The sequence below is a fragment of the Rufibacter psychrotolerans genome, assembly GCF_016924645.1.
In the GTDB taxonomy this organism is placed as follows: domain Bacteria; phylum Bacteroidota; class Bacteroidia; order Cytophagales; family Hymenobacteraceae; genus Nibribacter; species Nibribacter psychrotolerans.
Genome location: NZ_JAFFJV010000009.1, coordinates 411,427 through 436,303, shown reverse-complemented (window position 1 = coordinate 436,303; position 24,877 = coordinate 411,427). Strand labels below are relative to the sequence as shown.

Here is a 24,877-nt window from a genome sequence, read left to right as displayed (position 1 = left end):
GGGCCCCGTCTTCCGCCTTCGCGCTGTGCTCTCTCGCCTGGCCCTCAGGCCTGCCGCATGCGCGGCACCGGGTCGAGCGCTAGGCGCTCAAGCGAAAGACTGGAACAGGTCTGCTTAGCACACGCCGTCGCTTCCTCTTTCCGGCCTCCAACATAGGTATATATGATAGGTATACAACATAGGTAAACATGATAGGTATACATGGTTCAAGTCTGTGAGGTGGACCTACCATGAGGGCAGTTTGTAACTGCCGTGAACCACTAACCCCTTAGGAGAATATAAACATATTGATCCGCTGGCGCGAGCGTCCCGCTCGTGTCTGCACGCATTCCTGGACTGTACACCCATCCACGCAAATTCACCTCATCAGCAAACCAGCGCTTTCTTCAACCCAGAAGGTAGATACGGCCCAATCACCTCGCACTGCCAACACAGCGTTTCCAGGCCAATTCTCTGAAAAAGGGCTGAAAACAGGAAAGGCACAGACCAATGCCTGTGCCTTTCCTGTCTGGGCAACCGTCTGCCGGAAAGCTGCGCCGCAGCAACTGTTCAACCGCCCGACTTTTTGGCTTTGTAGCCCAGGTCCAGGAGTAGTTGCAGCACTTTGTCCCGGAAATCGCCCTGCACGGTGATCTCGCCATCTTTGGCGCTGCCGCCCACGCCGCATTTGGTCTTCAGGGTTTTGCCCAGGGTTTGCAGGTCGGCGTCTTGCCCCACAAAACCGGTCACCAACGTTACCTGCTTGCCCCCCCGGCTTTTCTTGTCCAGTTGCACGCGCAGGTTCTGCTGCTGGGGCGGCAGGGTCTGCGCTGCTTCCTCCTGCTGGTAGTCGTACTCAAAATCTGGGTTGGTGGAATAGACCACGCCTTCGCGGCCTTTTTTGTTCTTGCTCATGGTTCTATGCTTTGGCCTCCAGGGAGGCGATTACTTCTAACGACTGCGGCTCTATCTGCACCTCAAACTCGGTGGCCTGGCCCATGGGTTCGCCATCGGCATGGTAGTACTGGGGTACTTCACAGTGTACGCGCACGGTGGCACAGGTATGGAACTCCGCCAGGTGAGAATGGGCAATCTGCTTGGTCATGAGCCCATACCCTAGCTGGATGGCCTCGGCCACCCCCACGTGCCGGATCAGGCAGACATCCATGAGCCCGTCCTGGATGTTGGCCATGGGCGCAATGTAGGCGTTGTTCCCGTACTGCGACGCATTGGCAAACGCCACCACAAAAAAGTCTGAACTGAGGTCACGCCCGTTGATGCTGACGGTGGCGGCCTCTGCCTTGAAGTTCCTGAATTCGCGCACCACCAGCTGCACGTAGCTGCTGAGGCCCCGCTTGGTGCTCAGCGCGAAAACCGAGCTCACCAGGCCGTCGAACCCGATGCCGGCGGTGCAGAAAAACGGGTGCCCGTTGATGGAGCAGGAATCTATGCGGTGGAACGTAGGCTGGTTGAGCAGGGCCAGCGCCTGCGGCAAGGCCATGGGAATGCCCAGATGCCGGGCCAAGCCGTTGCCTGAGCCTTTGGGCAAGATCCCCAACGCGGTGTTGGTTCCTTTGAGGCCCCGGGCTACCTCGTTCACGGTACCGTCTCCGCCTACGGCCACCACCAGCCGGGCTCCCGCTGCGGCGGCTTGCCGGGCCAGCTCGGTGGCGTGGCCGGCGTACTGCGTGGGGATGAGTTCGGCCTCCCAGCGGGCAGTGTCCAGGTGCTCGGCAATCAGGTCTGGCACCGACACAGCGCTCCGCACCCCCGACTTAGGGTTGAGGATGAAGCAGGCTTTCTCTGGGGCTACGGGCTGTGTCATAGAGGGCTGGGGTTGAGGGATAAGCACAGCGGCAGACGGGCTTTCCTTGTATAAATCTTGCCTTAAAAGAGAACGCAACCGCATGGTACTCCTTTCTGTTTTGGGGCTGTTTTGGTAAAAATAAACAAAAAAGTGGTGCCGCCCCACGGCAGCACCACTCTTGAAATAAGGTCAGGCAGAAGCCTAAGCGCCTAAACGCTCAATCAGGTCGGCGGCTCTGTTAGAGTAACCGGTTTCGTTGTCATACCAGCCCACTACTTTGGCCAGGGTACCGTTCACAGAGGTCAGCTCGGCGTCAAAGATGCAGGAGTGCGTGTTGCCTACAATGTCAATGGAAACGATGGGGTCCTCGGTATACTCCAGAATGCCCTTCAGCTCGTTTTCGGCGGCTTGTCGCATGGCGACGTTGATTTCCTCCTTGGTCACTTCGCGCTTCAGGATCACGGTAAGGTCGGTCAGAGAGCCATCCGGAATAGGAACGCGCATGGCCACGCCGTCTAGTTTCTTGTTCAGGTGCGGCAGCACCAGGCCAACCGCGCGGGCGGCACCGGTAGACGTAGGCACGATAGAGTAGGCAGCAGCGCGGGCGCGGCGCAGGTCTGCGTGCGGAGCATCCTGCAGGTTCTGGTCGGCGGTGTAGGCGTGCACCGTGGTGATGTAGCCTTTCTCAATACCGAAGGCAGAATCCAGCACCTTGGCCATAGGGGCCAGGCAGTTGGTGGTGCAGGAAGCGTTGGAAACGATGGTTTCCTGGCCGGTAAGGGTTTCTTCGTTCACCCCTAACACCACGGTTGGGATGTTTCCTTTGGCAGGAGCCGAAATCACCACTTTTTTGGCACCAGCCTCTAAGTGTCCGCCAGCGCCTTTCTCATCCACGAATCTACCCGTAGACTCCAGTACCACGTCTACTTCCAGTCTGCCCCAGGGCAGGTTTTTAGGCTCCCGCTCCGCGAACACTTCAATGCGCTGTCCGTTTACGGTGATGCTGTTTTCATCAGCAGTAACGGTGCCATTGAAACGGCCGTGTACGGAGTCATATTTTAATAAGTGGGCCAGGGTAGCGTTGTCGGTCAGGTCGTTGATCCCTACCACTTCTACGTTCTCGCGCTCAATCAGAGTCTTAAAGGTAAGACGGCCAATGCGGCCAAAGCCATTGATGGCTACTCTTATTTTCTTAGACATGTTACGTAAGGTTTTGTTCTTATAAAGCCCCGGCAAGTTACGGGTTCCGGCAGGCAAAACAAATTAAAAATTTTAGGGCTCACGGTGAGCTATTTAGCGTTTAAACGCAGCTTTTTTAAGAAGGGTGCTTGGCAGATTAAATTCTGCCCTCTATATTTGCAGCATCAAAACCAACAGATGGTCCGTTCGTCTAGGGGTTAGGACACCAGATTTTCATTCTGGTAACAGGGGTTCGATTCCCCTACGGACTACAGCAAAGCCTCTCAGCAATACTGAGGGGCTTTTTTTTATAATTCGGTTCAAAGCTCAGACGCTGCAGCTCTCCCTATTGCTGCGCATCAAAAATTCCTACCAAAACAGGCACCAGGAAACAGATTACAGGCAATGCCAACACCTCCAGCTGGACTTACCTATCTAAATCAATATTACTCTTTGGGCACCCTGTCAATTCCATCATCACTTCTTGAAGAATCACTTTTAGCTTTCTTCGCCGCGGCTTTAAGCAACTCCTGATGCTCTTTTCTTTCCCTAAATTCTTTCTGGCGCTGCTTCTTCTGTTGGTCTCCTGATCTGGTACTCATTGTTTAATTTACTTTATCTGCAACTAATTCTACCCTGACGTCCATAGTGACCTTGTGTATACGCTGGAACGAAAATAAAATACTTCTGCAGAAGGTATTTCCCTGTCATAATGGGTTAAGCAGTGGCTCTAAAAAAGATGAGAAACACTGAATCACATAGAAAGCCCAGGTTCCACTAGGCTTCTGCTATTCTAAAACGTTACCAAAGGGTAGCTATACATCTAACCTACTCTTATTCTTGCCTGCAATGTTAAGAAAATAACCATACGGTTTAAATCTTGTACCAAGAGGTTCGATACTTCTATCCTCTAGTCTACAGCAAAGCTGCTTCATGAAAATGGAGCGGCTTTTTTATTCACTCCCTCCCTCTGCCGCCGGTTCTCTCCTCCCATTTTTGCTTTCCTAAAGCGCTTGCAGGAGTTTCATCTTTCATTTTGGAATCATATATTCAGAAAACAATATTTTATCCCAGATTAGATCATGCACCATCATGCCATCATCAGGCGGCACCTGACCATTCTGCGTCTGGTACAGCCGCCTTTCCTGTACCCCACCAAAGCCCAGATAGCAGAACGCCTGCGCGAAGAAGACTTGGAGAACGTCTCCCGAAGGACCATTGAGCGCGACATCAAAGAAATCCAGGACAACTACGGCATCACCATTAAGCCTTGCCCCCGGCGCAGAGGCTATTACCTGGAGCAGCCCCAAGAGGAAGACCTTTCTAATTTCGGGCAGTTTCTGCAATTGCTGGAGCGGGGCGAGCGGCTGGCGTTTCTTACCCACTCCTCAGACGCGCTGCGCACCAGCCAGTATCTGCTGTTGGAGGAGAACCAATCGCAGCAAGACCTGCAGCATCTGCCTGTGCTGTGGGAAGCCCTGCGTACCCAGCGGCAGCTCTCGTTCACCTACCAAGCCTTTGGGGCGGTACCTGCCAAAGCCTACCAGCTAGACCCGGTCCTGCTGCTGGAGTACCGCAACCGCTGGTACCTGGCCGCCTGGCACGAAGAAGACCAGCGGTTCAAGACCTTCGGACTGGAACGGATGCAGGCCCCGCAACTCACCAATACCCCGGTACAGCAAGACCGACGCGCGGAGTTCCTGGCCCTGAAGCAGGATGGGCTGGGTGTTTTCATTGGCCCGGAGCATGAGGTGACAGAAGTGGTCCTGAGGGTTGACGCGACCATGGCTCCTTATATCAAGACCGTTCCCCTGCACCCTAGCCAACAAGTAACAGAGGAAAGCAGCACGGGCATGGTGCTCTTGCTTCGCATCATCCTCAACCCAGAATTAGAAAGTCTTATTCTGGGCTACGGGGAACACGTGGAAGTACTGGAACCAAAGGAACTACGCGAGAAAATCAAGCAGCGGGTACTGAGAATGGCGAAGCGGTACGAGGTGTAAGGGAAGCCTCCGTTTCCGGCCTGTTTTCGCAAAAACAGACCGGAAACAGAAAAGCATCAGATGACCAATTCAATATTATTTCTAAAAAATCAGCATCTCATTCAGCCGCCGCCGGATTCTGGCGAGCACTCCATTTAAATAGCATCAATAAACAGAACTTATGCGGATACAACTAAAACTTTCACCCAATACGCAGCAGGTGCCCTTCAACCACCTGTATGAGCTTACCCTACGGCTGCACCGCTGGTTGGGACCGGACAACGCCCTGCATGACGGGCTGAGCCTGTACAGCTTCGGGTGGCTGCGGGGCGGCAAAGCCCAACGCGGGGCCCTCTCTTTCCCGGCCGGGGCCACCTGGCAGATTTCCTTCCATTCTGAAGAAGCTACCCGCAAACTGCTCATGGGCATCATCAACGAGCCGGAGCTTTTTTATGGCATGCGGGTGTACGAGGTACAGGAATTACCCACTCCGGCCTTTGGTGAGCAGTACCGCTTCCTGGCAGACGGGCCCGTGATTGCCCGGCAGGTTCGGCCCGACGGCACCCGTGAATACCTCTTGCATGACTCCCCCGCCGCCGATGTAGCCCTCACTGCCACCCTGCGCCACAAACTGGAGAAAGCCGGGCTTTCCTCTGAAGGGGTTTCAGTAGCCTTTGACCGCGACTTCCTGGCTCCGCGCCACAAACTGATGGAGATAAAAGGCATCCAGCATAAAGGCAGCCTCTGCCCCGTGCTAGTGCAGGGCCCGCCGGAAGCCGTGCAGTTCGCGTGGCTGGTAGGTGCTGGGGAATTGACGGGAAGTGGTTTCGGGGCTTTAATGTAATATTTTATGACAAAATCTATACTACACCTTGTTAAATACTCCGGTCCTTTTGCCTTTATCAAACCTTGGACAGCAGTCAGGGACAGTGAAACCTATAGCCAGCAATTTTTAACACCTTCTATTACAGAAGGCATTGAGAAGAAACTTTTCCCTTATCTTTTAGGAGCCACTGGCATACACAAGATTAGAAGACATCGGCTTAGGTATGAAGGTATGTCTATGCAGATGGAGCAGACCCAGACCCGAGGGTGGAATAAAGTCAGCAAAAAGATGGAACGTCCCCGCTCCATTCTTTACAGAGGTGTGTTACTTAACCCTACCTTATATCTGGCCTTTGGCACAGAAGAAGATGCGCGCATAGCCTCAACCCAGCATATTTGTTTGTGTAGAAATGAAGACATACTGTTACCAGATGAACAAATAAGATCTGTTACTGAGAACGACTTTGACGAGGACTTAGAACAGTTTTCCGGCTTTGAATTAATATTTGAGCAAAATGAGCAAGCGTTTTTAGTTGGCCATAACCGCTGGAATAAGGCTGAACCCATGCACGGGTGGTTAAAGACCTATGGAAATCCAGTAACAACTTTTTCCTGATAGTATATGGAAGCCATTGCAAAGGAGATACAAGTCTCTTCCCTAAACCATTTAAAGGCTAAAGGAAAACCTGACCACACCACTCTGTATGACCATTTATTACATGTGGCATTGGTAGCAGAAAAGGTGGCCCAACATACTGGGTTGGATATTGAGTTAGCACGAACGGGTGCATTGCTTCATGATATAGGGAAAGCTAGCTGTGTCTTCCAGAAAAAGCTACAACCAAATTATACCCGCGACCCTAACGAAGCACCATTCCGGCATGAAATAGCCTCCCTTTTTTTCTTGCCGCTCTTTCCAGAGCAAGACCATGCCGCCTTGATTGAAATGATTATCGCCCATCATAAATCTATTAAAAAAGATGCAAGGCAAGGTGGCATCTGTGACTTGGAAGAACGGTTTGAAGCAGGAGTAAACCTAGAAAATCATCTACAGGACTGGGAAAGTTGGTGTGAAGATGCGCTACAACTTTTATCCTTGCTTGGGTTTAGAACACGTCCTATCTCCAGAGGCGAAGCAGAAGCCGCATACCTTAAAGTAGTTGATTACTGTGAATCTGTCGCACCGGGATATTCAGAATGGAAAGGCCTTCTAATGGCTGCAGACCACTTTGCCTCAGCGTTGGTTCATAGAACAGCATCTCAACTTAATCCACTCTTCAAAGCACCTAATTTAAATCACTACAATAGAGTAAGCGAGTTACACCCTCTTTCCCTGATTTCAGCCGCATCAGAAAAGAGGCATACGCTGGTTACCGCACCAACTGGTGCCGGAAAAACAGACTTTTTAATGCGCAGGTGCTCGGGTAGGGTATTCTATACGTTGCCCTTTCAGGCTTCCATCAATGCTATGTACAATAGGTTCTGTGGTGACTTGAAAGAAGACAATCCTGATTTACATATAAGGCTATTGCATTCTTCTTCCAGCTTGATTATTGAAAAGGGGAAAGTGGAAGAAAAGATTTTACAAGGCCATATAGGGGCCTCCATAAAAGTACTCACACCGCACCAAATGGCAGGCATTGTGTTTGGCACCAACGGTTATGAAGCACTTATCATGGATTTGAAAGACAGTGACATAATCCTGGATGAGATTCATACCTACACGCAGGTCACCCGCGCTATTGTACTCAAAATAGTGGAAATGCTTAGCAAACTGAATTGCAGACTGCATATAGGCACTGCCACGATGCCCACCTGTTTGTATAAGCAAATTCTGGAGTTACTTGGGGAAGGCAATGTTTATGAAGTAAGTTTATCTGAGAACGAATTAGAAAAGTTTAACCGCCACATCGTTTACAAAGAAGAAAGCTTTGAAGGTTGCCATGAGACTTTAGAAACAGCTCTAGTACAAAGAAAAAAGATTCTTCTGGTTGCCAACCAAGTAGATACAGCGCAAAAATGGTTTGAATACCTAGCAGATTACTTTCCAGAAGAGCCCAGACTCCTCATTCACAGCAGGTTTAAGCGCAAAGACAGGCAGCAGCTAGAAAAAATGCTGACTGGTAGTAGAATAGATGATTATGGGATACCTATTGCTGAATTCAACACGGCAGAAGGCTCCTGTATTGTAGTAGCAACGCAAGTAGTGGAAGTTAGTTTGGATATCAGCTTTGACCTGATGATAACACAATGCGCACCCATTGACGCACTGATACAGCGCTTTGGCCGCATCAACAGGAAAAGAACTCCCCATACTATTGGAGAATACAAGCCTGTATATGTATTGGCTCCCCCACCGTCTGAGAATGATGCAAAACCTTATGAATCCGAAATACTTCAACGAAGCTACTCAGCTCTACCCGATCAAGAGCTCTTAGACGAAAGAAGCCTGCAAGAAAGAATAGATGCTGTGTTCCCAACCATAGAGGATGTTACAGTAGAGAAAGAAGCAATTTTCTGTCAGAGCCGCTGGCGAATTGATAAGCTTCAGCACAAGGCAAAAACCGCCCTGTTAGAGAAACTGGATATTGACAGCGTCACCTGTATTACACAGGCAGACCAAGAGGCCTACGAAGCAGCAGAATACGAAGACCGAATGCAATTTGAGATCCCTGTCCGTTACCACACAATTGCATATAGAAAGTTAGATCAATCACTTTTGGGAACCAGGCCTTTTATTATACCTGACTGTGCTTATGATCCTGAGAAGGGCTTATTGTTAGAATTCGCAAAGCCAGAGCATTACGCCAATAAATATAGATTTATTTAAAGCCTACATATACACAATGATAGCAGTAACTATAGGCAGAAAGCTCTTAGAGCTTTACAACCAGGAAAAGAGAGATGCCCTAACTCCCAAGAGCTTTTTTGAGAAAGTATATTTTGAGCTTTTCTATAATCACTCCAGATATATGCAATGGGTTCCTAACTCACCCTTTGTACAAATGAAAAAAGGGCAAAAGCCTGATGCACTATCTGTTGCTGAACGTCAGGAAAAACTTCAAAATCTTTATGAAAAGGTTGAGACAGGATTCAGAGATGCTAGTATTGCCATTGGTTTTGCAGCCTCAGAAAAAAAAGAGTTCGCCACTACCTCTGGTCAAGTCTCCGCATTAGATTTAGTGACCACAGAAGAAGATGTTTATCTTTCTTGGATTGGAAGCGGCTTAGGGGTTGGCGTTGCAGGAGGTATCTCCATTTTCTTTGATCATCCCAAAATACTTCTGACACTCTTTGAAGGATGGCAACACTATCGTAACTACTTAAATGATCCTGCCTATATCGGTTTAAGAGGCAATCAGATCAATACATGGAATGGGCAATGGCTTTCCCATGCCTTTAGTAAAGACTACAGGGAGTATGATCCATTACAAAACTTTGATCCTTTTGGCACAATAGCAGGCGGCGGGATAGAGCTTACCACTCAAAGCTGGACCTCAGTGCTTTTCAATATTGCTAGAAATCTTCCTAACACAGATTTAATAGGCTATGTGTATAGCTTAGGCCAAAGTAGCCCTAATAGGACATTAGGATTTGTGCCGTTTCGTTTGCCTCAGATACAACGTCCAATTGAATTATACAAAAGCTTGTTTGGGGAGAACGATTACCATAAAGATGCAAAAAGGATAGAGCCGCTATACGGTACCGCCTTCAGCTTTCAAAGAGCTTGCCAAATGGGTGCCATAGGCGTACAGGCACTTGAACCTAAAGGGTTAAGGGGCTTGATCCCTACTGGCAGAGACTCTACCAGCCTGCCCAACTTCTCCAAAGCAGATCATGAAAAACTTGTCTCATTTAGAACTTATCAAACTTGGTTATTAGCTATGCTCAACAATGACGAACTCTGGGAAACCGCCGGTAAGGCAGCCGAAGCCCTTCTCCACTATGAAGCAGGTGCAGGAAAGGCTAGAAAAGACAGATTTAATAAAGTTAAATCTGTCTTAGATACTGCCCGAAAGCCGCAGTTCATGCGGGAACTGACTGTTATAGTCGAAGAAACAGACTACAAAGAACCTCTTGTTGAACTCGGCAAGACAGTGAACAGAATGCCCGTTGACAATGTGGGGTATTTTATCACCTTAATCCGCTTCCGTTACGCTGAACTATCTTCTAAAACTGTTCAAGAACCTATAATATAAAAGAAAAAATATGAATCACTTTATCTATTTCCGTGCCCTTAAGCATGCTAATCACACAGTTTTTTGTGTAGAAAAAGGCCAGAAAACCTTTAGAGATGCCCAATTTGGCAGAAGCATGGCTTACTCTAGTGGCCAACAAGTAAAACGCTCTATTTTAGAAGCCATCATTAGCGAAATGAATGTGCCTTTTTCCCCAACTACTTTTACATTTAATATAGATAAAAGTAAAAAATTAGGTGAAGGGGAAGCTTGGAGTGCCTGCAATCCGGTTTATGTGGATCAATTGTTAGGTGGTTGGATGAAAGCTGAAGTTGGTGGAGAAAGCCGTACCTTAAAAAGAAGAAGCCCATTTTCTATATCTGCCATGCGGCCTCTGCATCCATTATTGGCTACTTATATCAAGGAGGATTTAACATTTGACCGTAGTGATAGACCTGAAAGTCACAAAGTGATTGTTAAAGATGTTAATGGTAATACTCTCTCTGAAGAAGAAGTACAAAATTTATTAGCAGGAACAAATAGAAGCTTACATAGGAAATGGGTTCCTGAAAATGCTCGGACAACAGGTTTATTTGTACATGATATTGCCCTTGATCTACGAACACTTTTTGCGGTATCAATAAACAAATTTGAACCTGAAATAAGCCCTGAAACAGAAGATCTATTACGAGCTGCGGGGTGGATAGAGGGCGAGACTGTATTTGGTAAATGCTTGATTGCACCTAAAGAATTGCGGGAGAAGATTATTCCTGCTATTGCTAATGCACTGATAAATTGGCGAATTACCACTAACCAATCCCGCACTTTCAGCTTAATGGAAACATTAGCTATTGCAATCAGCCCAAATGCGAATAAGTTGGCTGCCGCAATACGGACAAAGTTGAAAGAAGATGAAGACAAAGTAGAACCTATTGTAGATGACAGTTTAGAAGACGTTCGCACCTTTATCTCTCTTCCGGCTGCAGGGTACATTAGAACCAACACCGAATCAGCTGACGCTTTAGACAAAGCAGAAGAGCACTTAATTGAACTTCTGCAAAATTACCCGTATGAGGCCCAACTCCAGGAAATAGTTCCTGCATAGCGTTTCTATGCTTAAGACTGTAACCATTAACGCCACCGTCTTCTCCTACTACCTCATCTGCCCGCGCAAAGCTTGGTTACACCACCAAGGAATCAGAATGGAGCAGGAATCAGAGGACGTGGCGTTGGGGCGGCTCTTGGATGAGACCACCTACAGCCGCAGCGAAAAGCACCTGGACCTGTACGCCACCGCCCCGGACGGCACGCCGCTCACCGGCCGCATTGACCGGGCGGTGCTGCGTGATGGAGTGTTGCACGAGACCAAGAAGGGCCGCTCCTGCCAAGCAGCGCACCTGAGCCAGGTTCGGTTCTACCTGTGGCTCCTGAAGCTGAACGGCGTCACGGGCGCGGGCGGCGTGCCTTTCAAGGGGCAGATTGACTACCCCGCTTTGCGCCGGTCTGAGCCGGTCACGCTGGGGCCGCAACAGGAAGAGGAACTGGCCTTGCAGCTCCGGCACCTGACTCAACTGCTGGAGGAACCGCATCCGCCGGCCCGGCTTACCAAACGCGAGTTCTGCCGCAAGTGCGCGTTCGAGGAGCTCTGCTACGGGTAAACCTCTATCGGCTTTAGCTGCTGCTTTTCATTCAAACTTGCGTTTTTGGCCTCATTTTCAGAAAACAGGCCTGAAGCGCAATTCCCCCCAGCCCCTCTCTACTGGAGAGGGGCTGGGGGTGAGGTACCCTTCACCAATAAATTTTTTCTGCCCATGAAACGCCCTTTCTACCTGTTTTCCAACGGTCGGCTGCGCCGGAAGCACAACACGCTGGCCCTGGAGAAATGCGCCCTGGACTGCCGCATCCCCGATGACGAGGACACCGAGGGCCTGCCCAGCCAACCCGCCGACGGGCAGCGGCTGCCGTTCGCGGTGGAGAGCGTGGACAGCATCTACCTGTTCGGGGAGATTGACATCAACACCAAGCTGGTCACGTTTCTGGCGCGACAGGGCATCCCGCTGTTCTTCTTCGACTATTACGGCAACTACACCGCCTCTTTGTACCCACGTCAGCCGGTGGTGAGCGGCCGGGTGCGCATGGCGCAGGCTCAACATTACCTCAGCCCTAAGAAGCGGCTGGTGTTGGCGAAGGAATTTGTGGATGCTGCCTTGTTCAACATCTTGCGGGTGATGCGCTATTACGTGCCGCGCCTGCCGGAGCCGGAGTCTCTGGCGCTGCAGGAGAGCTGCGAGCAGATTGAGGCCGAGCGCGCCCGGATTCCGGCCTGCCCCGATATTCCTACGCTCATGAGCGCCGAGGGCCGCGCCCGTGACTGCTATTACCAGACTTGGCCTTTAATGTTGGGCGAGGCCGTGGCGCAGAAGTTTCCGTTCAACAAGCGGGAGCGCAGGCCGCCGTCCAACCCGCTGAACGCGCTCATCTCCTTCGGCAACTCGCTGTGCTACACGGTGGTGCTGCGGCAGATTTACCGCACGGCGCTGGACCCCACGGTGTCTTTCCTGCATGAGCCCGGCGACCGCCGCTACTCGCTCTCGCTGGACGTGGCCGAGATCTTCAAGCCGCTGCTGATTGACCGCGCCATCTTTAAGCTGCTCAAGAACGGCTAGATCCAGCCCAAACACTTCGAGCAGCGGCTGGGCGGCTGCTACCTCAAGGAGGAGGGCCGCAAGATCTTCATGGCGCACCTGGACCAGCGCCTGCAGAAAACCGTGCTACACCGTCAGCTGGGCCGCCACATCTCGTATGAGCGGCTGGTGCGGCTGGAGTGCCACAAGCTGGTGCGCCATCTCTGCGACCCTAAGCAGGACCCTTACCAGGGCCTGCACATGTGGTGGTGAGGCGACCCCCTTACGTGCGTTTCGGGCCTGCTTCCCTGAAATCAGGACGGAAACATACGTTCCTCGTTCTTTGACATCTTGTAGAAAACTATAATTGACATGCCGTATTTTATTGCCGTGTATGACGTGGGCCAGAAGCGCGTGGGAAAAATGCTGAAGCTCTTCCGGAAGTACCTCACTTGGATCCAGAACTCGGTGTTTGAGGGCGAACTCACCGAGGCCCAGTACCAGCGCCTCCGCCATGAGGCCAACCAATTGATGGAGGAGGGCGACGGCGTGGTCATCTACCGCATGCGCGAGGAACGCTACCACGAGCGCCACGTCCTCGGCACCGACAAAGGTAGCCCGCAGCGGTTCCTGTAGTCGTCGGGTGAGAGGCCTACTACCTGCGGGTGGAGGCAAGTGCTTGTCCGTTTCCGGCTTGTTTTTATAAAAACGTCTCAGAAACAGACCATTAGCTCAGTCGTCGGCTGCCCGCTGATTTTTCCTTACCACCACCTGACGCTTCTTTAGCGCCATTTTATCTAGAAAAGCCTGTCCCTACGTGCTGGAAAAGGCTTTTTTCCGCTATTTTTAGAGCGCATTTCAATTGCACCTCAGTGGTATAGAAAGTTTAAGAATCCAGCTTTCAGGAAGCGCAGAATCACGATTTCAATTGCACCTCAGTGGTATAGAAAGTTTCTATTTTGTGTTATTAATACTTTGCCCATGTGCAAATTTCAATTGCACCTCAGTGGTATAGAAAGGTGGAGGAACCGAAACAGCCGGACGGGCCCAAACCACCATTTCAATTGCACCTCAGTGGTATAGAAAGATGGAGGCGAAGTCGTAAACGTGGTTCGTGGTCATTAATTTCAATTGCACCTCAGTGGTATAGAAAGCCTATACCACCAACGCCAAAGATCCCTACACGCCAGTAATTTCAATTGCACCTCAGTGGTATAGAAAGAGAGGAATAACAAACTCCCTAGCCAAAGGAGGCTTGAATTTCAATTGCACCTCAGTGGTATAGAAAGTGTAGACCGATTCCATATACAGTTCCACCAGGACGGGTATTTCAATTGCACCTCAGTGGTATAGAAAGACGGGAAGCGAAAGGTGGAAGAGCAGGAGGATAATACATTTCAATTGCACCTCAGTGGTATAGAAAGCATTATGCGCCTGGAGCAGCAGTTGATGGCCCTCAAGAATTTCAATTGCACCTCAGTGGTATAGAAAGTTCCCGCTCTTGGGGTAGAAGCTTACTCTCATGGAGCGCAAGAATTTCAATTGCACCTCAGTGGTATAGAAAGCTTAGCGGCTTTTACGGAGGTTGGACCTGCTTATATATTTCAATTGCACCTCAGTGGTATAGAAAGTTCCAAGTAAGCCCAGCGGCTGGAGTATGGTGGGGGAAATTTCAATTGCACCTCAGTGGTATAGAAAGCTTTCAGAGCGTTTGTATCTGGTTTTAGCAGAATTGATTTCAATTGCACCTCAGTGGTATAGAAAGGTCTGAAAAGGCCGCCTAATTCATTTACAGGAGTTGCGATTTCAATTGCACCTCAGTGGTATAGAAAGGTTCTCTGCTGGCAGACATTGACCACACCAAAAGCCCAATTTCAATTGCACCTCAGTGGTATAGAAAGGCGGGAAAGCTATTCTGGCCAGTTGCGCGCTGGATTGAATTTCAATTGCACCTCAGTGGTATAGAAAGCTTTCAGAGCGTTTGTATCTGGTTTTAGCAGAATTGATATTTCAATTGCACCTCAGTGGTATAGAAAGTTTCCCGAATGGAGGCGGAGGCAACGAACGGCAAGAGTATTTCAATTGCACCTCAGTGGTATAGAAAGAAGATTGGGAAGTACGGATTGAGAAGAAAGAAATTTTAATTTCAATTGCACCTCAGTGGTATAGAAAGCTATGGCAGTGGTGAGCATGTGCCGAACCTCATTGATTTCAATTGCACCTCAGTGGTATAGAAAGTGGGTAGAGGTATGCTCATAAATGAGCGAAAAAATCAAATTTCAATTGCACCTCAGTGGTATAGAAAGTTCGTAAAGCAGCCTCGAACGAGCTCGTCTCGTCGTATTTCAATTGCACCTCAGTGGTATAGAAAGACAATAGAACGTATTTAAAACCCTGGCCCCGCCTTTCCTGATTTCAATTGCACCTCAGTGGTATAGAAAGAGAAAAAACCTACTGCTAACGCAAAGGGCAAGAAAAAGATTTCAATTGCACCTCAGTGGTATAGAAAGGTGGTGGGCTTGTCGGTCACGTACTTCACCACGTTGGCCGATTTCAATTGCACCTCAGTGGTATAGAAAGTTTAAACCGCCCAGAATTCTTAGGTGGCACCAAACAGCCGAATTTCAATTGCACCTCAGTGGTATAGAAAGACGATATACCGCCCATCAATGCGATATTCTTTGAAAAGATTTCAATTGCACCTCAGTGGTATAGAAAGGGTGGGCACCTCAATACACGAAACACCCAGGAGAGAAATTTCAATTGCACCTCAGTGGTATAGAAAGATGCAGGAGATTGCCGAGATCTACGGCAAGGCAAAGGTGATTTCAATTGCACCTCAGTGGTATAGAAAGACGCAAGACTTCGCCGCACGACTGGCGGCGAAATACGGATTTCAATTGCACCTCAGTGGTATAGAAAGGGATTTATTGTATTTAGGCTGGAAACGGTAGTCATTAGGCATTTCAATTGCACCTCAGTGGTATAGAAAGTGCTTTGGGTCACCAGTTCGTCGCAGATGGTCCCCGGCATTTCAATTGCACCTCAGTGGTATAGAAAGTAGGGTATGACCCCTGGCAGTCTCAGTACCTGGCCAACAATTTCAATTGCACCTCAGTGGTATAGAAAGGAATGATGTGCCAGATAAGGGCGTAGGGATATGGTACGCATTTCAATTGCACCTCAGTGGTATAGAAAGCAGCCAGAACGCTCAAGATGCAGCATTCTGGTTTTGTCTGATTTCAATTGCACCTCAGTGGTATAGAAAGGGTTTAGCGGCTTACGCAGTTTGCCGCGGCTGGCGATTTCAATTGCACCTCAGTGGTATAGAAAGAAGATGATACAGGAACTTTGCGCCAGGTTTGCCAAATTTCAATTGCACCTCAGTGGTATAGAAAGTAAAAGGCAGGTCCGTTTGTGAGGTTTGTGACGCATTTCAATTGCACCTCAGTGGTATAGAAAGGGTCTGGTCGTAGGTCATCTTGGCGTTGGCGTTGGAGTATTTCAATTGCACCTCAGTGGTATAGAAAGAAGTCAGCAAGGAAAGCTTGCCAAGTTTGAGCAAAATATTTCAATTGCACCTCAGTGGTATAGAAAGCGGTTAGGAGCGGGTGGAAGCCCCGGAAATACAGGCATTTCAATTGCACCTCAGTGGTATAGAAACAAAACAGCGAACAAGCGAGAGTGGCGGCGGCAGAAATCATTTCAATTGCACCTCAGTGGTATAGAAACGCGGCAAGGTCACCTACAGCAAGCGCTAGCCTTTCACTTATTTCAATTGCACCTCAGTGGTATAGAAACTGATCAGGGTCACGCCACCCACAAAGGCTAGGGCCACGCATTTCAATTGCACCTCAGTGGTATAGAAACCAGGAAAAGAGATTTACGCAAGCGCGCTGAGTGTTCAATTTCAATTGCACCTCAGTGGTATAGAAACAAGCGCTCCCCACCGGTGTACTGATCAAGCCCCCCGTTGATTTCAATTGCACCTCAGTGGTATAGAAACAAGTTTGGAGGTTCCACCGTTGCCAGAGCTGGAAAAATTTCAATTGCACCTCAGTGGTATAGAAACAGTAAACGCATTTTCGCGGTCACTGACCCGAACGATCATATTTCAATTGCACCTCAGTGGTATAGAAACAACGGAAAATGCCTCTCTTTGGAACTCCGTTGATTTATTTCAATTGCACCTCAGTGGTATAGAAACAGGGGGGAGAATGGTGGGGGGTGGAACCTCAAGCACATTTCAATTGCACCTCAGTGGTATAGAAACAGATAACCCTACTAGTTGCTGTCTTTTGTTTGGGCATTTCAATTGCACCTCAGTGGTATAGAAACATCCATGGAGAAGCTTACGCCTTCCTCTAAACCACTGGATTTCAATTGCACCTCAGTGGTATAGAAACGAAGATGCCGAACACCTGAGAAACAAAGTCTGGGACAATTTCAATTGCACCTCAGTGGTATAGAAACGAGGCAATGTGCGCAGATTTTAGAGCCGCTTCCTGAGATTTCAATTGCACCTCAGTGGTATAGAAAGCAGCTCCGTTGCCACGGCAGGCGCTTCGCTTCCTGCATTTCAATTGCACCTCAGTGGTATAGAAAGGAGCCTACGCCCATATCGCGGAACCGGCCTCGCTCCAGATTTCAATTGCACCTCAGTGGTATAGAAAGGTGGGGAAACTCTCTGACGTTGTAGAAATTGATAAAAATTTCAATTGCACCTCAGTGGTATAGAAATCTGGAAGTGTGAGCGTTACAAAGGTCGGATAATACCATTTCAATTGCACCTCAGTGGTATAGAAATCCGGGCAGACCCCTGACACCCTGCGCGTGGTCAGGAATTTCAATTGCACCTCAGTGGTATAGAAATATGGGCTTCCGGTTAATAATCAAGGTGAGGCGTTTGATTTCAATTGCACCTCAGTGGTATAGAAATCAGGATGTCCACCCGGTGCTCCCGCTCGTCGGCCGAGATTTCAATTGCACCTCAGTGGTATAGAAATTTTTGTACATCATGGAGGTTTCCCAGGATCGGGAGTATTTCAATTGCACCTCAGTGGTATAGAAATTTCTTATGTGAGGAAACTTTGTGCAGCTGTACACGATTTCAATTGCACCTCAGTGGTATAGAAAGTTTCTTTATAGCTTTGGTACCACTCCTTTGTCATGGCATTTCAATTGCACCTCAGTGGTATAGAAAGATGGTCTTTGAAAAAAGAACCCCGTAACAACAGAAAATTTCAATTGCACCTCAGTGGTATAGAAAGTTTTTTTGTGGTTCTGCGCGCCAGAAATAGTGTTTTAAACAATTGCACCTGTATGGTATAGAAAAGTTGAATCAAGCTCTCAGCGGCTGAAAAAGGGAAAGACCCTGCCGCGAGAGGTGCTTTGATGGGTAGTTCCCAACAGTTCCAGACCACCCTACCCCGGAGGAAATGGTGGCTGTCAACCGTTTGCTGTACGCTGTGCATTCTAAATAGGTCAGAAGCTTTTATTGCTATGTCCTTGCTTCCTGCCTGTTTGGTTCTTACCAAAAGAAAGCCTTGCAGGAGCAAACGGGTAGTTGATCCGATTAGGCCAAAAAGGCCAGGGGAGTTCTTTACCGGCGTGCTTCAACCTGCCAGAAGAACCAGCATACTAAAGTGGGCACAACAAATACAAAGGACAAAGGCTCTGGAGTTTTACTTCTTCTCGTAAACAATGAGCAGGGTTAGCTCCGTGTCTTTGTCTGGGGAGAGTCCGTGCGAACTTCCGGGCCGGGTAAGGATGGCGTCGCCGGGTTTTACCGGGAAGGTTGTCCCGTTCATCTGCATCTGGCCGGTGCCGCTCAGGATGTAGTATATTTCGTCTTCTTTCTGCAGGTGATACCCAATGGAGGCACCGGGTTTCAGGACTCTTTTCCGGAAAGCAGTCTTAAAATTGGGCACGCCCTCAAAGAAACTGTAGGCAACGGTCTCCCCTCCTCCTTTGTGCGGACCGGCTTGCTTTTTAGCCACCTGCGCGTCCTGCTCCAGCACATATCCTTTGGGCGCAGGCGCTTTCTCCTGCGCATACAAAGGGGCGGCGAAGCCGAACAGGAGGGTAAGGGCAAATGCAGGAAATAATCTGGTTTTCATGGGCTTGTAGTAGGTCTACGTCAAAGATAGGCAGATTGAAGCAGTAGCAAACTTCTGCCTGAAGAGATTTGAAAAATGCCTGCTACGCCCCCATCCGCCAGCAACCACGGGGCATTGGTGCGTTACAGGCACAACTTACCTTGAACTGCTACCCACACAACCACAGAGAACGAGAGGGCAGCTTGTGGCTTAGGCTTGGCTGTAGACTGCTTCGGCGTTTTTGGCCCTTTTTCCGGAAATCACCCCTAAAACCTGGTGCGCCGGTGGTACTCACTAAAAACTACGCAACCCTAAACTCCCTCGCCGCTCCGCGGTTAAGGGTGAGAAGGTTAGACATCAGGCTCCCGCTCTGGTGAGGTAACAACCTTGGCCCGAATGCCGTTTGCTGGGGAAGGTTCCTGCATGAACCCAGGCCTGCGCGCTTTCAAAGCCAGGCCACCAAAGCCACCTGCCAGAAAAGAGCCGTAATGGGGAAAAAGATAGCGATGACCACCCTGGGTACGCTGGGTGATATTAACCCGATGCTGGGCCTGGCCCTGGAACTAAAGCGGCGCGGACACGAGATCAGCTTTTCCACCTCCCACTATTTCAAGCCTTACATTGAGAAACACGGCCTCCGGTTCCACGAGGTCTGGCCCAACCTGGACCCGCACAACCCAACCATCATCCAGACCGTGCTGGACCCGAAGCGGGGCCCGGAGCGCTTCCACCGGGACATCATCTTTCCGGCGGTGGAGCCCAGCTACCGCACCTTTCTGCAAGTGGCCACCTCCGCCGACCTGATCATTAGCGGCATCCTCTCCTACTTTGCCCCTCTCTGCGCCAAAAAGCTGGGGAAACCCTGGGCCTCGGTCATGCTGTCGCCCATGACCTTCTGGTCGGTGTACGATCCGCCGGTAATTCCCACCATGGAATTTATGAAGTACGCGTACCGGTTTGGCCCCGAAGTGAACCGGTTTGTGTTCAGGGAGATTTTCAGGGTTACCCAGAAATGGACCCAGCCGGTGCAGGACCTGAAACGGCGCGAAGGCATTTGGGAGGAAACCAACCCCCTGACCAACGGGGCCACCTCAGCGTTCCTGAACCTGGGCCTGTACTCCCGGCTCCTGGGCGAGGTGCAGCCCGACTTCCCGCCCAATTCCCAGATCACGGGCTTTGTCTGGCATGACCAGAGCCTCGGGCACCAGGAGCTATCGCCCCGGCTGAAAGCGTTTTTAGAGAGCGGCCCGGCCCCGGTGGTGTTCACGCTGGGCTCTAACAGCGTCATGAAGCACCAGGCCCTTTTCGACCTTTTCCACCGGGTAGCCCAACGGCTAAGCCACCGTTCCGTGATCTTAACCGGCGAGGCCAACTTCCAGAAGTACAAAGACCTGAGCACCCCCAAGGTGTTGTTTGACGCGTATGCCCCCTATTCCCAGCTGTTTCCGCACGCGTGCTGCATTGTGCACCAGGGCGGCATTGGCACCACGGGTCAGGCCATGGCCGGCGGCAAGCCGATGATCATTCTGCCCGAGTGCAACGACCAGCATGACAACCTAGAGCGCGCCCAACGCCTGGGCATTGCCCGAGGCATTGCCCTGCAGGACGTAAGCGCCCGCAAGCTGCGCCGGGCCATCAAGGCCCTCCAGTCCGATGCCGCGTGCCAAGCCAGAGCCACCCAGGTAGCGCAGGCGGTAAAACAGGAAAACGGCCTGAAAACGGCCGCCGACGCCATAGAACGCCTCCTGCAGCTCACCCCAGAAAACCAGACTGCTCCCTTGCCCCCCATTCCCCAAGCCGCCTTCTCGGCCAAAGTTGAGAAGGCATGACAAGCACTACTAAAGACTGTATTTCAGGATCAAGGAGCAGAACTTTCTGATTCTTTTTGAGCGACGCAATACAGAACCAACTCCTGAACAAGCACAACGCCTCTCCCATTTGGGAAAGGCGCTGTGGCATCAGCAGAAGGATGGACTACGACTGATTTCCCGATAACTGGTTAATAGAACTTCGGCAGGGGGTTTAACTTGGTGTTCTGCCGTTGGTGCCAGTACGGGTAAACGGGCGGCACTTCGCTGGCGGCATCCAGGCGCTTTACCTGGTCGGTGGTCAGGTTCCAGCCCACGGCTCCCAGGTTTTGCTTTAGCTGCTCTTCGTTGCGGGCTCCAATGATAATGTTGGTCACGGTGGGCCGTTGCAGCAACCAGTTCAAGGCTACCTGGGCCACTGTCTTGCCGGTTTCCTCGGCTACTTCGTCCAGCACATCAATGGTGCGGTAAAACACTTCTTCGTTCACTACGGCTTCCGGCACGGGACTGCCGCCCTGCGCCACGCGGCTGTCGGGGGGCAGGGGCTGGTTTCGGCGGTACTTGCCTCCCAGCCTGCCCGCGGCCAGCGGCGACCAGACAATGGCTCCCACGTTCTGGTCCAGACCCAGGGGCATCAGTTCCCACTCGTACTCGCGGTTGGCGAGGGAATAGTAGACCTGGTGGGCGATGTAGCGGTTCCAGCCGTATTTTTCAGAGAGGGACAGAGACTTCATCAGGTGCCAACCAGAGAAGTTGGAGGCCGCAATGTAGCGGATCTTGCCGCTTTGCACCAGGTCATCCAGGGTGCGCAGGGTCTCCTCCATGGGCGTGTTGCCGTCAAAGCCGTGCATGTGGTAGATATCCAGGTAGTCGGTGTTCAGGCGCTTGAGGCTGCCTTCCACTTGCCGGAGCAAATGGAAACGAGATGAGCCCTGGTTGTTGGGTCCCTGGCCGAACGGAAAGGTTCCTTTGGTGGAGATGAGCGCCTGGTGCCGGCGCCCGGCCAGGGCCTTGCCCAGGATTTCCTCGGCCATGCCCTGGGAGTAAATATCGGCGGTGTCAAAGAAGGTTACCCCGGCGTCCAGGCACAGGTCTACCAGGCGGGTGGCTTCCTCTACCTGGGTGCTGCCCCAGGCTTTGAAGAACTCAGTACCACCCCCGAAGGTGGCCGTGCCGAAGCTAAGCACCGGTACCTGCAGCCCCGAGGCCCCTAGTTGTCTATATTCCATAGTGGTTGTTGGGTTGGGTTTGGGTAAAGAAACGTGTTTCTCAGGAGCAGGTTGGTCAGCCCAAAAAAAGAAGCCCCGCCGGGTACCTGGCAAGGGCTTCTTTTTATAACGGATTTCTTAAAAGATATACCGGATGGTGCACCACGGAATCACCTCTTGCTGCAATTGCCTAAACTCATGGATCCAGACGGCCTTTCGTTGGTACTGGTACCGCACGTTGATGCCGCCAAACTGGCTTTGCTTGGTTTCCTGGATGTTTGGTGCCCAGATCAATTCCTCGGCCCGGGGGTTGATGGCCAGGTTAAGCTCGTGCTGCCCTTGGTTGTGGGTGAGGAAGATGACCTCACAGTCCATGGTCTGCTTGAGTTGAGGGGGCACTACCTGGTTGAGCTGCTCAAAGAGCTCGCGGTAATCGTCCAGCCAGCCTTTGTAGACAATCACCGGTGAAAAGTTAACGTGCACTTCATACCCGGCCTGGTAGAAGTCTGCAATGGCGGCCAGGCGCTTCTCCAAACTGTCGGTGCGCACGTCTACCAGTTTGCTCACCCTCTTGGGCAGCAGGCTGAACCTGATGCGGGTTTTGCCCTGCGGGTCATAGGTGAGCAGCTCTGGGTTCACAAATTTGGTGGCAAACGTAGCAAACGCTTTGGGGTGCTCCCGGAAGAACGCCACCGCCGTCTGCACGCTGTCAGAGATAGAGGCATCTACTGACACGTCTGAGTTACACCCAATGTCATAGGTATAAAAGCGGGCGTGCGTCTGGTTGGGAACTTTGGGCCAGGCTTGCTGGTGCACGTGCTTGTCCACGGCCCGCAGGATCTCCTCGGTGTTGGTGAACAAGGTGATGGGGTTCACGGCCTTGTTGCGGTCTACGTAGCAGTAGGCGCAGGCCCCCATGCACCCGTTGGCCAGGCTGGGCGCAATAAAGTCTGAGCTTCGGCCGCTCTCCCTGCACACCAGCGTCTTCAACCGGCCCAGCACCAGGGCATTTGACTTGATCTGGTAATGGTTGCCCTCCAGGGCAGGCAGCCGGTTGTGCTGTTTAATCTCCTGCTGCGCCGCCTGTGGGTAGGCCAGCAAGGCCTGTTTCCCGCGCGCATTCAGGGCGTCTGGCGTGTATAGAATAATGGAAGGATCAAATGTCTGCATACCCTTTTTCAACAGTTCTCCAGCAGGCTTGGTTCAACAAAATACTTATACAAAACACTGAGCATCAGCTACATACAAACCAAAACAAAGGCTTCGTTTTGAATTATACCAAGCCTGGGCATGTTCTTACACTAGCAGAAACAACCAGAATCCCCATCGGGTTTTCGGGCCGGTTTCTGCAAAATAACCCCAAAACAGACACATGGAACTAGTGAAGGAAAATATAGCGGCTGTACCCCAACTGCGTTCGGCCAAACGCTGGATGCCCAAACAGGTGCTCATCACCCCGGCGGCCCTGGACGAACCCTGGGGCAGGCAGATGTACGAGCGCGTGCAGGCCCTGGGCTTGCCGGTGCAGGAACTCAAGCAGAACCGCATCACCGGCTTGCGCGGGGAAGACGAGCGGGAGACCTACCGTAAGGCCAAAAGCACTCTGGCCATTGTGACCGCCCCTCCCAGCGCCCTCAAACTGCAACCCATTCCGCCCTCGGCCGACTACCAGTTTCACCTGGCCGAAGGCTGCCCCGCGCACTGCCAGTACTGTTACCTGGCCGGCAGCCTGCAGGGACCACCCGTGATCAGGGCCTTCGCCAATCTGCCCACCATTTTGCAGAACCTCACCCAGTACCGCAGACCGGGCCAGCCCACCACGTTTGAGGCCAGCTGCTATACCGACCCGCTGGGGATTGAGCACCTGACCGGCAGCCTGGTCGAGACCATCCGGTTCTTTGGGGAGCAGGAAGACATGCACCTGCGCTGGGTCTCTAAGTTTGACCAGGTAGACGGCCTCCTCTCGCTGCCCCACCACGGCCACACGCACCCCAGAATCAGCCTGAACGCCGATTTTATCTCCCGCCGGATGGAAGGCGGCACGGCCTCTCTGGAAGCCCGCCTGGCAGCCATCCGGAAACTGGCCTTGCCCCAGGCAGCGGGTGGCGGCGGGTACAAGGTAGGGCTGGTGATTGCCCCCATCATGGCCATCCCCGACTGGGAGGAGCAATACACTCACCTGCTGGACCGACTGGCGCAGACCCTGGATTTTCCCTGTGCTATCACGTTTGAGTTGATCAGCCACCGGTTCACTCCCGGGTCTAAAGCGCTGCTGCAGGAATGGTACCCCAACACCCTCATTGACTTTGACGAGACCAACCGGTCTATGAAGTTCAACAAGTTCGGGGGCAAGAAGTACGTGTATGATGCCTCTACCATGGGCCAGCTCCGCAGCTTCTTCTACGCCCAACTTAAAGCCCGCTTCCCCCAGGCCCCCATCCTGTACTGGACTTAAGGCCAGCGGGCGGATAGATGGTGCACTACAGTTTTGACATCCCTCAGCGGCAAGGCTCGGCGGCAAACTTCCCAGCACTCTGCTGCCTGGCCTTGCCTCTGTTTCGGGCCTGAAATCCTGAAAATTTGGTAAAATCGCTAAGAGATAGTTTTTGCTTCGCCTCTCCTAAGCTGATCCGGTTTTCTATTTTGCCTCTGGCGAACAGCATTCGTTTGAGTCTTTTGGGAAGCTTGTGTTTCCGGGCTGTTTTCTGAAAAGTGGCCCCAAAAGGATCCTAATCTTCCTCCATAGAAAACCCAAAAAGCCTACTCCCTCTTTAACCATCACCTTAGGGCAAGGCAATGGTTGAAGAGGGAGTAGGCTTTTGTCTTAGCGCTTTCTTAGAGCCGTTACTTCTTTGCTTCCTGGAGCACGCCGTAGATCACCGGACTGAAAAACCTTAGGTTCTCCAGAATGTAGGTCATGCTGTAGAACTTGCCGGGGTCAATTTCCTTGTTTTCGGCCATTGCCTCCAGCACCGCGTCCAGGGCCTCCACGTAATTCGCATCAAACTCTTCTTCCGTCATTTTTTATCTGTTTGGCCCAAAACAGGCTGAAAACTACTCTCCTTCTACTCTGGCAGCATCTGCTCGCTGTAGGGTAAACAGATTCCGGCCCCAAGTGATTCACTGGCAGCCACGCATTCTTTCCTGGGTTTCCATTAAGACCTGTTTTGGGCCTCTTTTTACAAGAAT

At 51.2% G+C, this 24,877-nt stretch carries 20 protein-coding genes, 1 tRNA gene and 1 CRISPR repeat array; of the genes, 13 read left to right on the top strand and 8 right to left on the bottom strand.

From position 1 onward, the window contains the following. Positions 1-549 precede the first annotated feature (549 nt). The 3 genes from JT718_RS10750 to gap all read right to left on the bottom strand — a co-directional run bounded on the left by JT718_RS10750 (position 550) and on the right by gap (position 2,986). A complete protein-coding gene (locus JT718_RS10750) occupies positions 550-894 on the bottom strand; it encodes a translation initiation factor (RefSeq protein WP_205502523.1) in 345 nt (114 codons plus the stop codon). 4 nt (positions 895-898) lie between these two features. Beyond that, complete coding sequence (locus JT718_RS10745; RefSeq protein WP_205502520.1) at positions 899-1,804, bottom strand: diacylglycerol/lipid kinase family protein; 906 nt, start codon at positions 1,802-1,804, stop codon at positions 899-901. Between the two features lie 183 nt (positions 1,805-1,987). Continuing rightward, on the bottom strand, positions 1,988-2,986 hold the full coding sequence (gene gap / locus JT718_RS10740) for a type I glyceraldehyde-3-phosphate dehydrogenase (RefSeq protein ID WP_205502518.1): 999 nt from the start codon (positions 2,984-2,986) through the stop codon (positions 1,988-1,990). Positions 2,987-3,165: 179 nt separating this feature from the next. On the opposite strand from gap, the gene JT718_RS10735 reads away from it, so the two are divergent. Beyond that, positions 3,166-3,237, top strand: a tRNA-Glu gene (locus JT718_RS10735). Positions 3,238-3,411: 174 nt separating this feature from the next. Here JT718_RS10735 and JT718_RS10730 read toward each other — a convergent pair. Next, entirely contained in the window at positions 3,412-3,567 is a 156-nt protein-coding gene (locus tag JT718_RS10730) for a hypothetical protein (RefSeq protein ID WP_205502516.1), read from the bottom strand. Positions 3,568-4,047: 480 nt separating this feature from the next. Between JT718_RS10730 and JT718_RS10725 the strand changes: the two genes are divergently transcribed. From JT718_RS10725 to cas2, 10 genes are all read left to right on the top strand, one after another. Then, on the top strand, positions 4,048-4,968 hold the full coding sequence (locus tag JT718_RS10725) for a helix-turn-helix transcriptional regulator (protein WP_205502513.1): 921 nt from the start codon (positions 4,048-4,050) through the stop codon (positions 4,966-4,968). A 160-nt stretch (positions 4,969-5,128) separates the two neighbouring features. Beyond that, positions 5,129-5,791 carry a CRISPR-associated endoribonuclease Cas6 gene (locus tag JT718_RS10720; RefSeq protein WP_205502511.1) on the top strand — a complete coding sequence of 221 codons (663 nt, stop codon included), beginning with the start codon at positions 5,129-5,131 and terminating at the stop codon, positions 5,789-5,791. A 6-nt stretch (positions 5,792-5,797) separates the two neighbouring features. Further along, positions 5,798-6,388 carry a hypothetical protein gene (locus tag JT718_RS10715; RefSeq protein ID WP_205502509.1) on the top strand — a complete coding sequence of 197 codons (591 nt, stop codon included), beginning with the start codon at positions 5,798-5,800 and terminating at the stop codon, positions 6,386-6,388. 6 nt (positions 6,389-6,394) lie between these two features. After that, a complete protein-coding gene (cas3, locus tag JT718_RS10710; RefSeq protein WP_205502507.1) occupies positions 6,395-8,602 on the top strand; it encodes a CRISPR-associated helicase Cas3' in 2,208 nt (735 codons plus the stop codon). Between the two features lie 16 nt (positions 8,603-8,618). Continuing rightward, a complete protein-coding gene (locus JT718_RS10705; RefSeq protein WP_205502505.1) occupies positions 8,619-9,971 on the top strand; it encodes a hypothetical protein in 1,353 nt (450 codons plus the stop codon). A 10-nt stretch (positions 9,972-9,981) separates the two neighbouring features. Continuing rightward, positions 9,982-11,055: a CRISPR-associated protein Cas7 gene (locus JT718_RS10700; RefSeq protein ID WP_205502503.1), complete on the top strand. Its 1,074-nt coding sequence runs from the start codon at positions 9,982-9,984 to the stop codon at positions 11,053-11,055. 7 nt (positions 11,056-11,062) lie between these two features. After that, positions 11,063-11,608: a CRISPR-associated protein Cas4 gene (locus JT718_RS10695; RefSeq protein WP_205502501.1), complete on the top strand. Its 546-nt coding sequence runs from the start codon at positions 11,063-11,065 to the stop codon at positions 11,606-11,608. 153 nt (positions 11,609-11,761) lie between these two features. Next, positions 11,762-12,616, top strand: a complete 855-nt coding sequence (gene cas1, locus JT718_RS10690) for a CRISPR-associated endonuclease Cas1 (RefSeq protein WP_240337024.1) — start codon at positions 11,762-11,764, stop codon at positions 12,614-12,616. A gap of 69 nt (positions 12,617-12,685) precedes the next feature. Further along, positions 12,686-12,847: a hypothetical protein gene (locus JT718_RS20530; RefSeq protein WP_240337023.1), complete on the top strand. Its 162-nt coding sequence runs from the start codon at positions 12,686-12,688 to the stop codon at positions 12,845-12,847. A gap of 99 nt (positions 12,848-12,946) precedes the next feature. After that, a complete protein-coding gene (gene cas2 / locus JT718_RS10685) occupies positions 12,947-13,210 on the top strand; it encodes a CRISPR-associated endonuclease Cas2 (RefSeq protein WP_181308524.1) in 264 nt (87 codons plus the stop codon). A gap of 219 nt (positions 13,211-13,429) precedes the next feature. Continuing rightward, positions 13,430-17,844: a CRISPR direct-repeat array (repeat unit 30 nt; unit sequence ATTTCAATTGCACCTCAGTGGTATAGAAAG). A 414-nt stretch (positions 17,845-18,258) separates the two neighbouring features. On the opposite strand, the gene JT718_RS10680 is transcribed toward cas2, so the two are convergent. Next, positions 18,259-18,693 (bottom strand): cupin domain-containing protein, encoded by a 435-nt coding sequence (locus JT718_RS10680; protein ID WP_205502499.1) that lies wholly within the window; start codon positions 18,691-18,693, stop codon positions 18,259-18,261. A 467-nt stretch (positions 18,694-19,160) separates the two neighbouring features. On the opposite strand from JT718_RS10680, the gene JT718_RS10675 reads away from it, so the two are divergent. Then, on the top strand, positions 19,161-20,501 hold the full coding sequence (locus JT718_RS10675) for a glycosyltransferase (protein ID WP_205502497.1): 1,341 nt from the start codon (positions 19,161-19,163) through the stop codon (positions 20,499-20,501). Between the two features lie 170 nt (positions 20,502-20,671). Here the strand turns inward: JT718_RS10675 and JT718_RS10670 are convergent, their stop codons facing one another. Together JT718_RS10670 and JT718_RS10665 are read right to left on the bottom strand one after the other, a co-directional pair. Further along, a complete protein-coding gene (locus JT718_RS10670; RefSeq protein ID WP_205502496.1) occupies positions 20,672-21,709 on the bottom strand; it encodes an aldo/keto reductase in 1,038 nt (345 codons plus the stop codon). 117 nt (positions 21,710-21,826) lie between these two features. Then, the gene (locus JT718_RS10665) at positions 21,827-22,858 is read right to left on the bottom strand and encodes a spore photoproduct lyase family protein (RefSeq protein ID WP_205502493.1); all 1,032 of its coding nucleotides are present in this window, start codon (positions 22,856-22,858) and stop codon (positions 21,827-21,829) included. A 202-nt stretch (positions 22,859-23,060) separates the two neighbouring features. Here JT718_RS10665 and JT718_RS10660 point away from each other — a divergent pair, with 202 nt between their 5' ends. After that, positions 23,061-24,143, top strand: coding sequence for a spore photoproduct lyase family protein (locus JT718_RS10660; protein WP_240337022.1), 1,083 nt, complete (start codon positions 23,061-23,063; stop codon positions 24,141-24,143). Positions 24,144-24,532: 389 nt separating this feature from the next. Here the strand turns inward: JT718_RS10660 and JT718_RS10655 are convergent, their stop codons facing one another. Next, on the bottom strand, positions 24,533-24,709 hold the full coding sequence (locus JT718_RS10655) for a hypothetical protein (protein ID WP_205502491.1): 177 nt from the start codon (positions 24,707-24,709) through the stop codon (positions 24,533-24,535). Positions 24,710-24,877 lie beyond the last annotated feature (168 nt).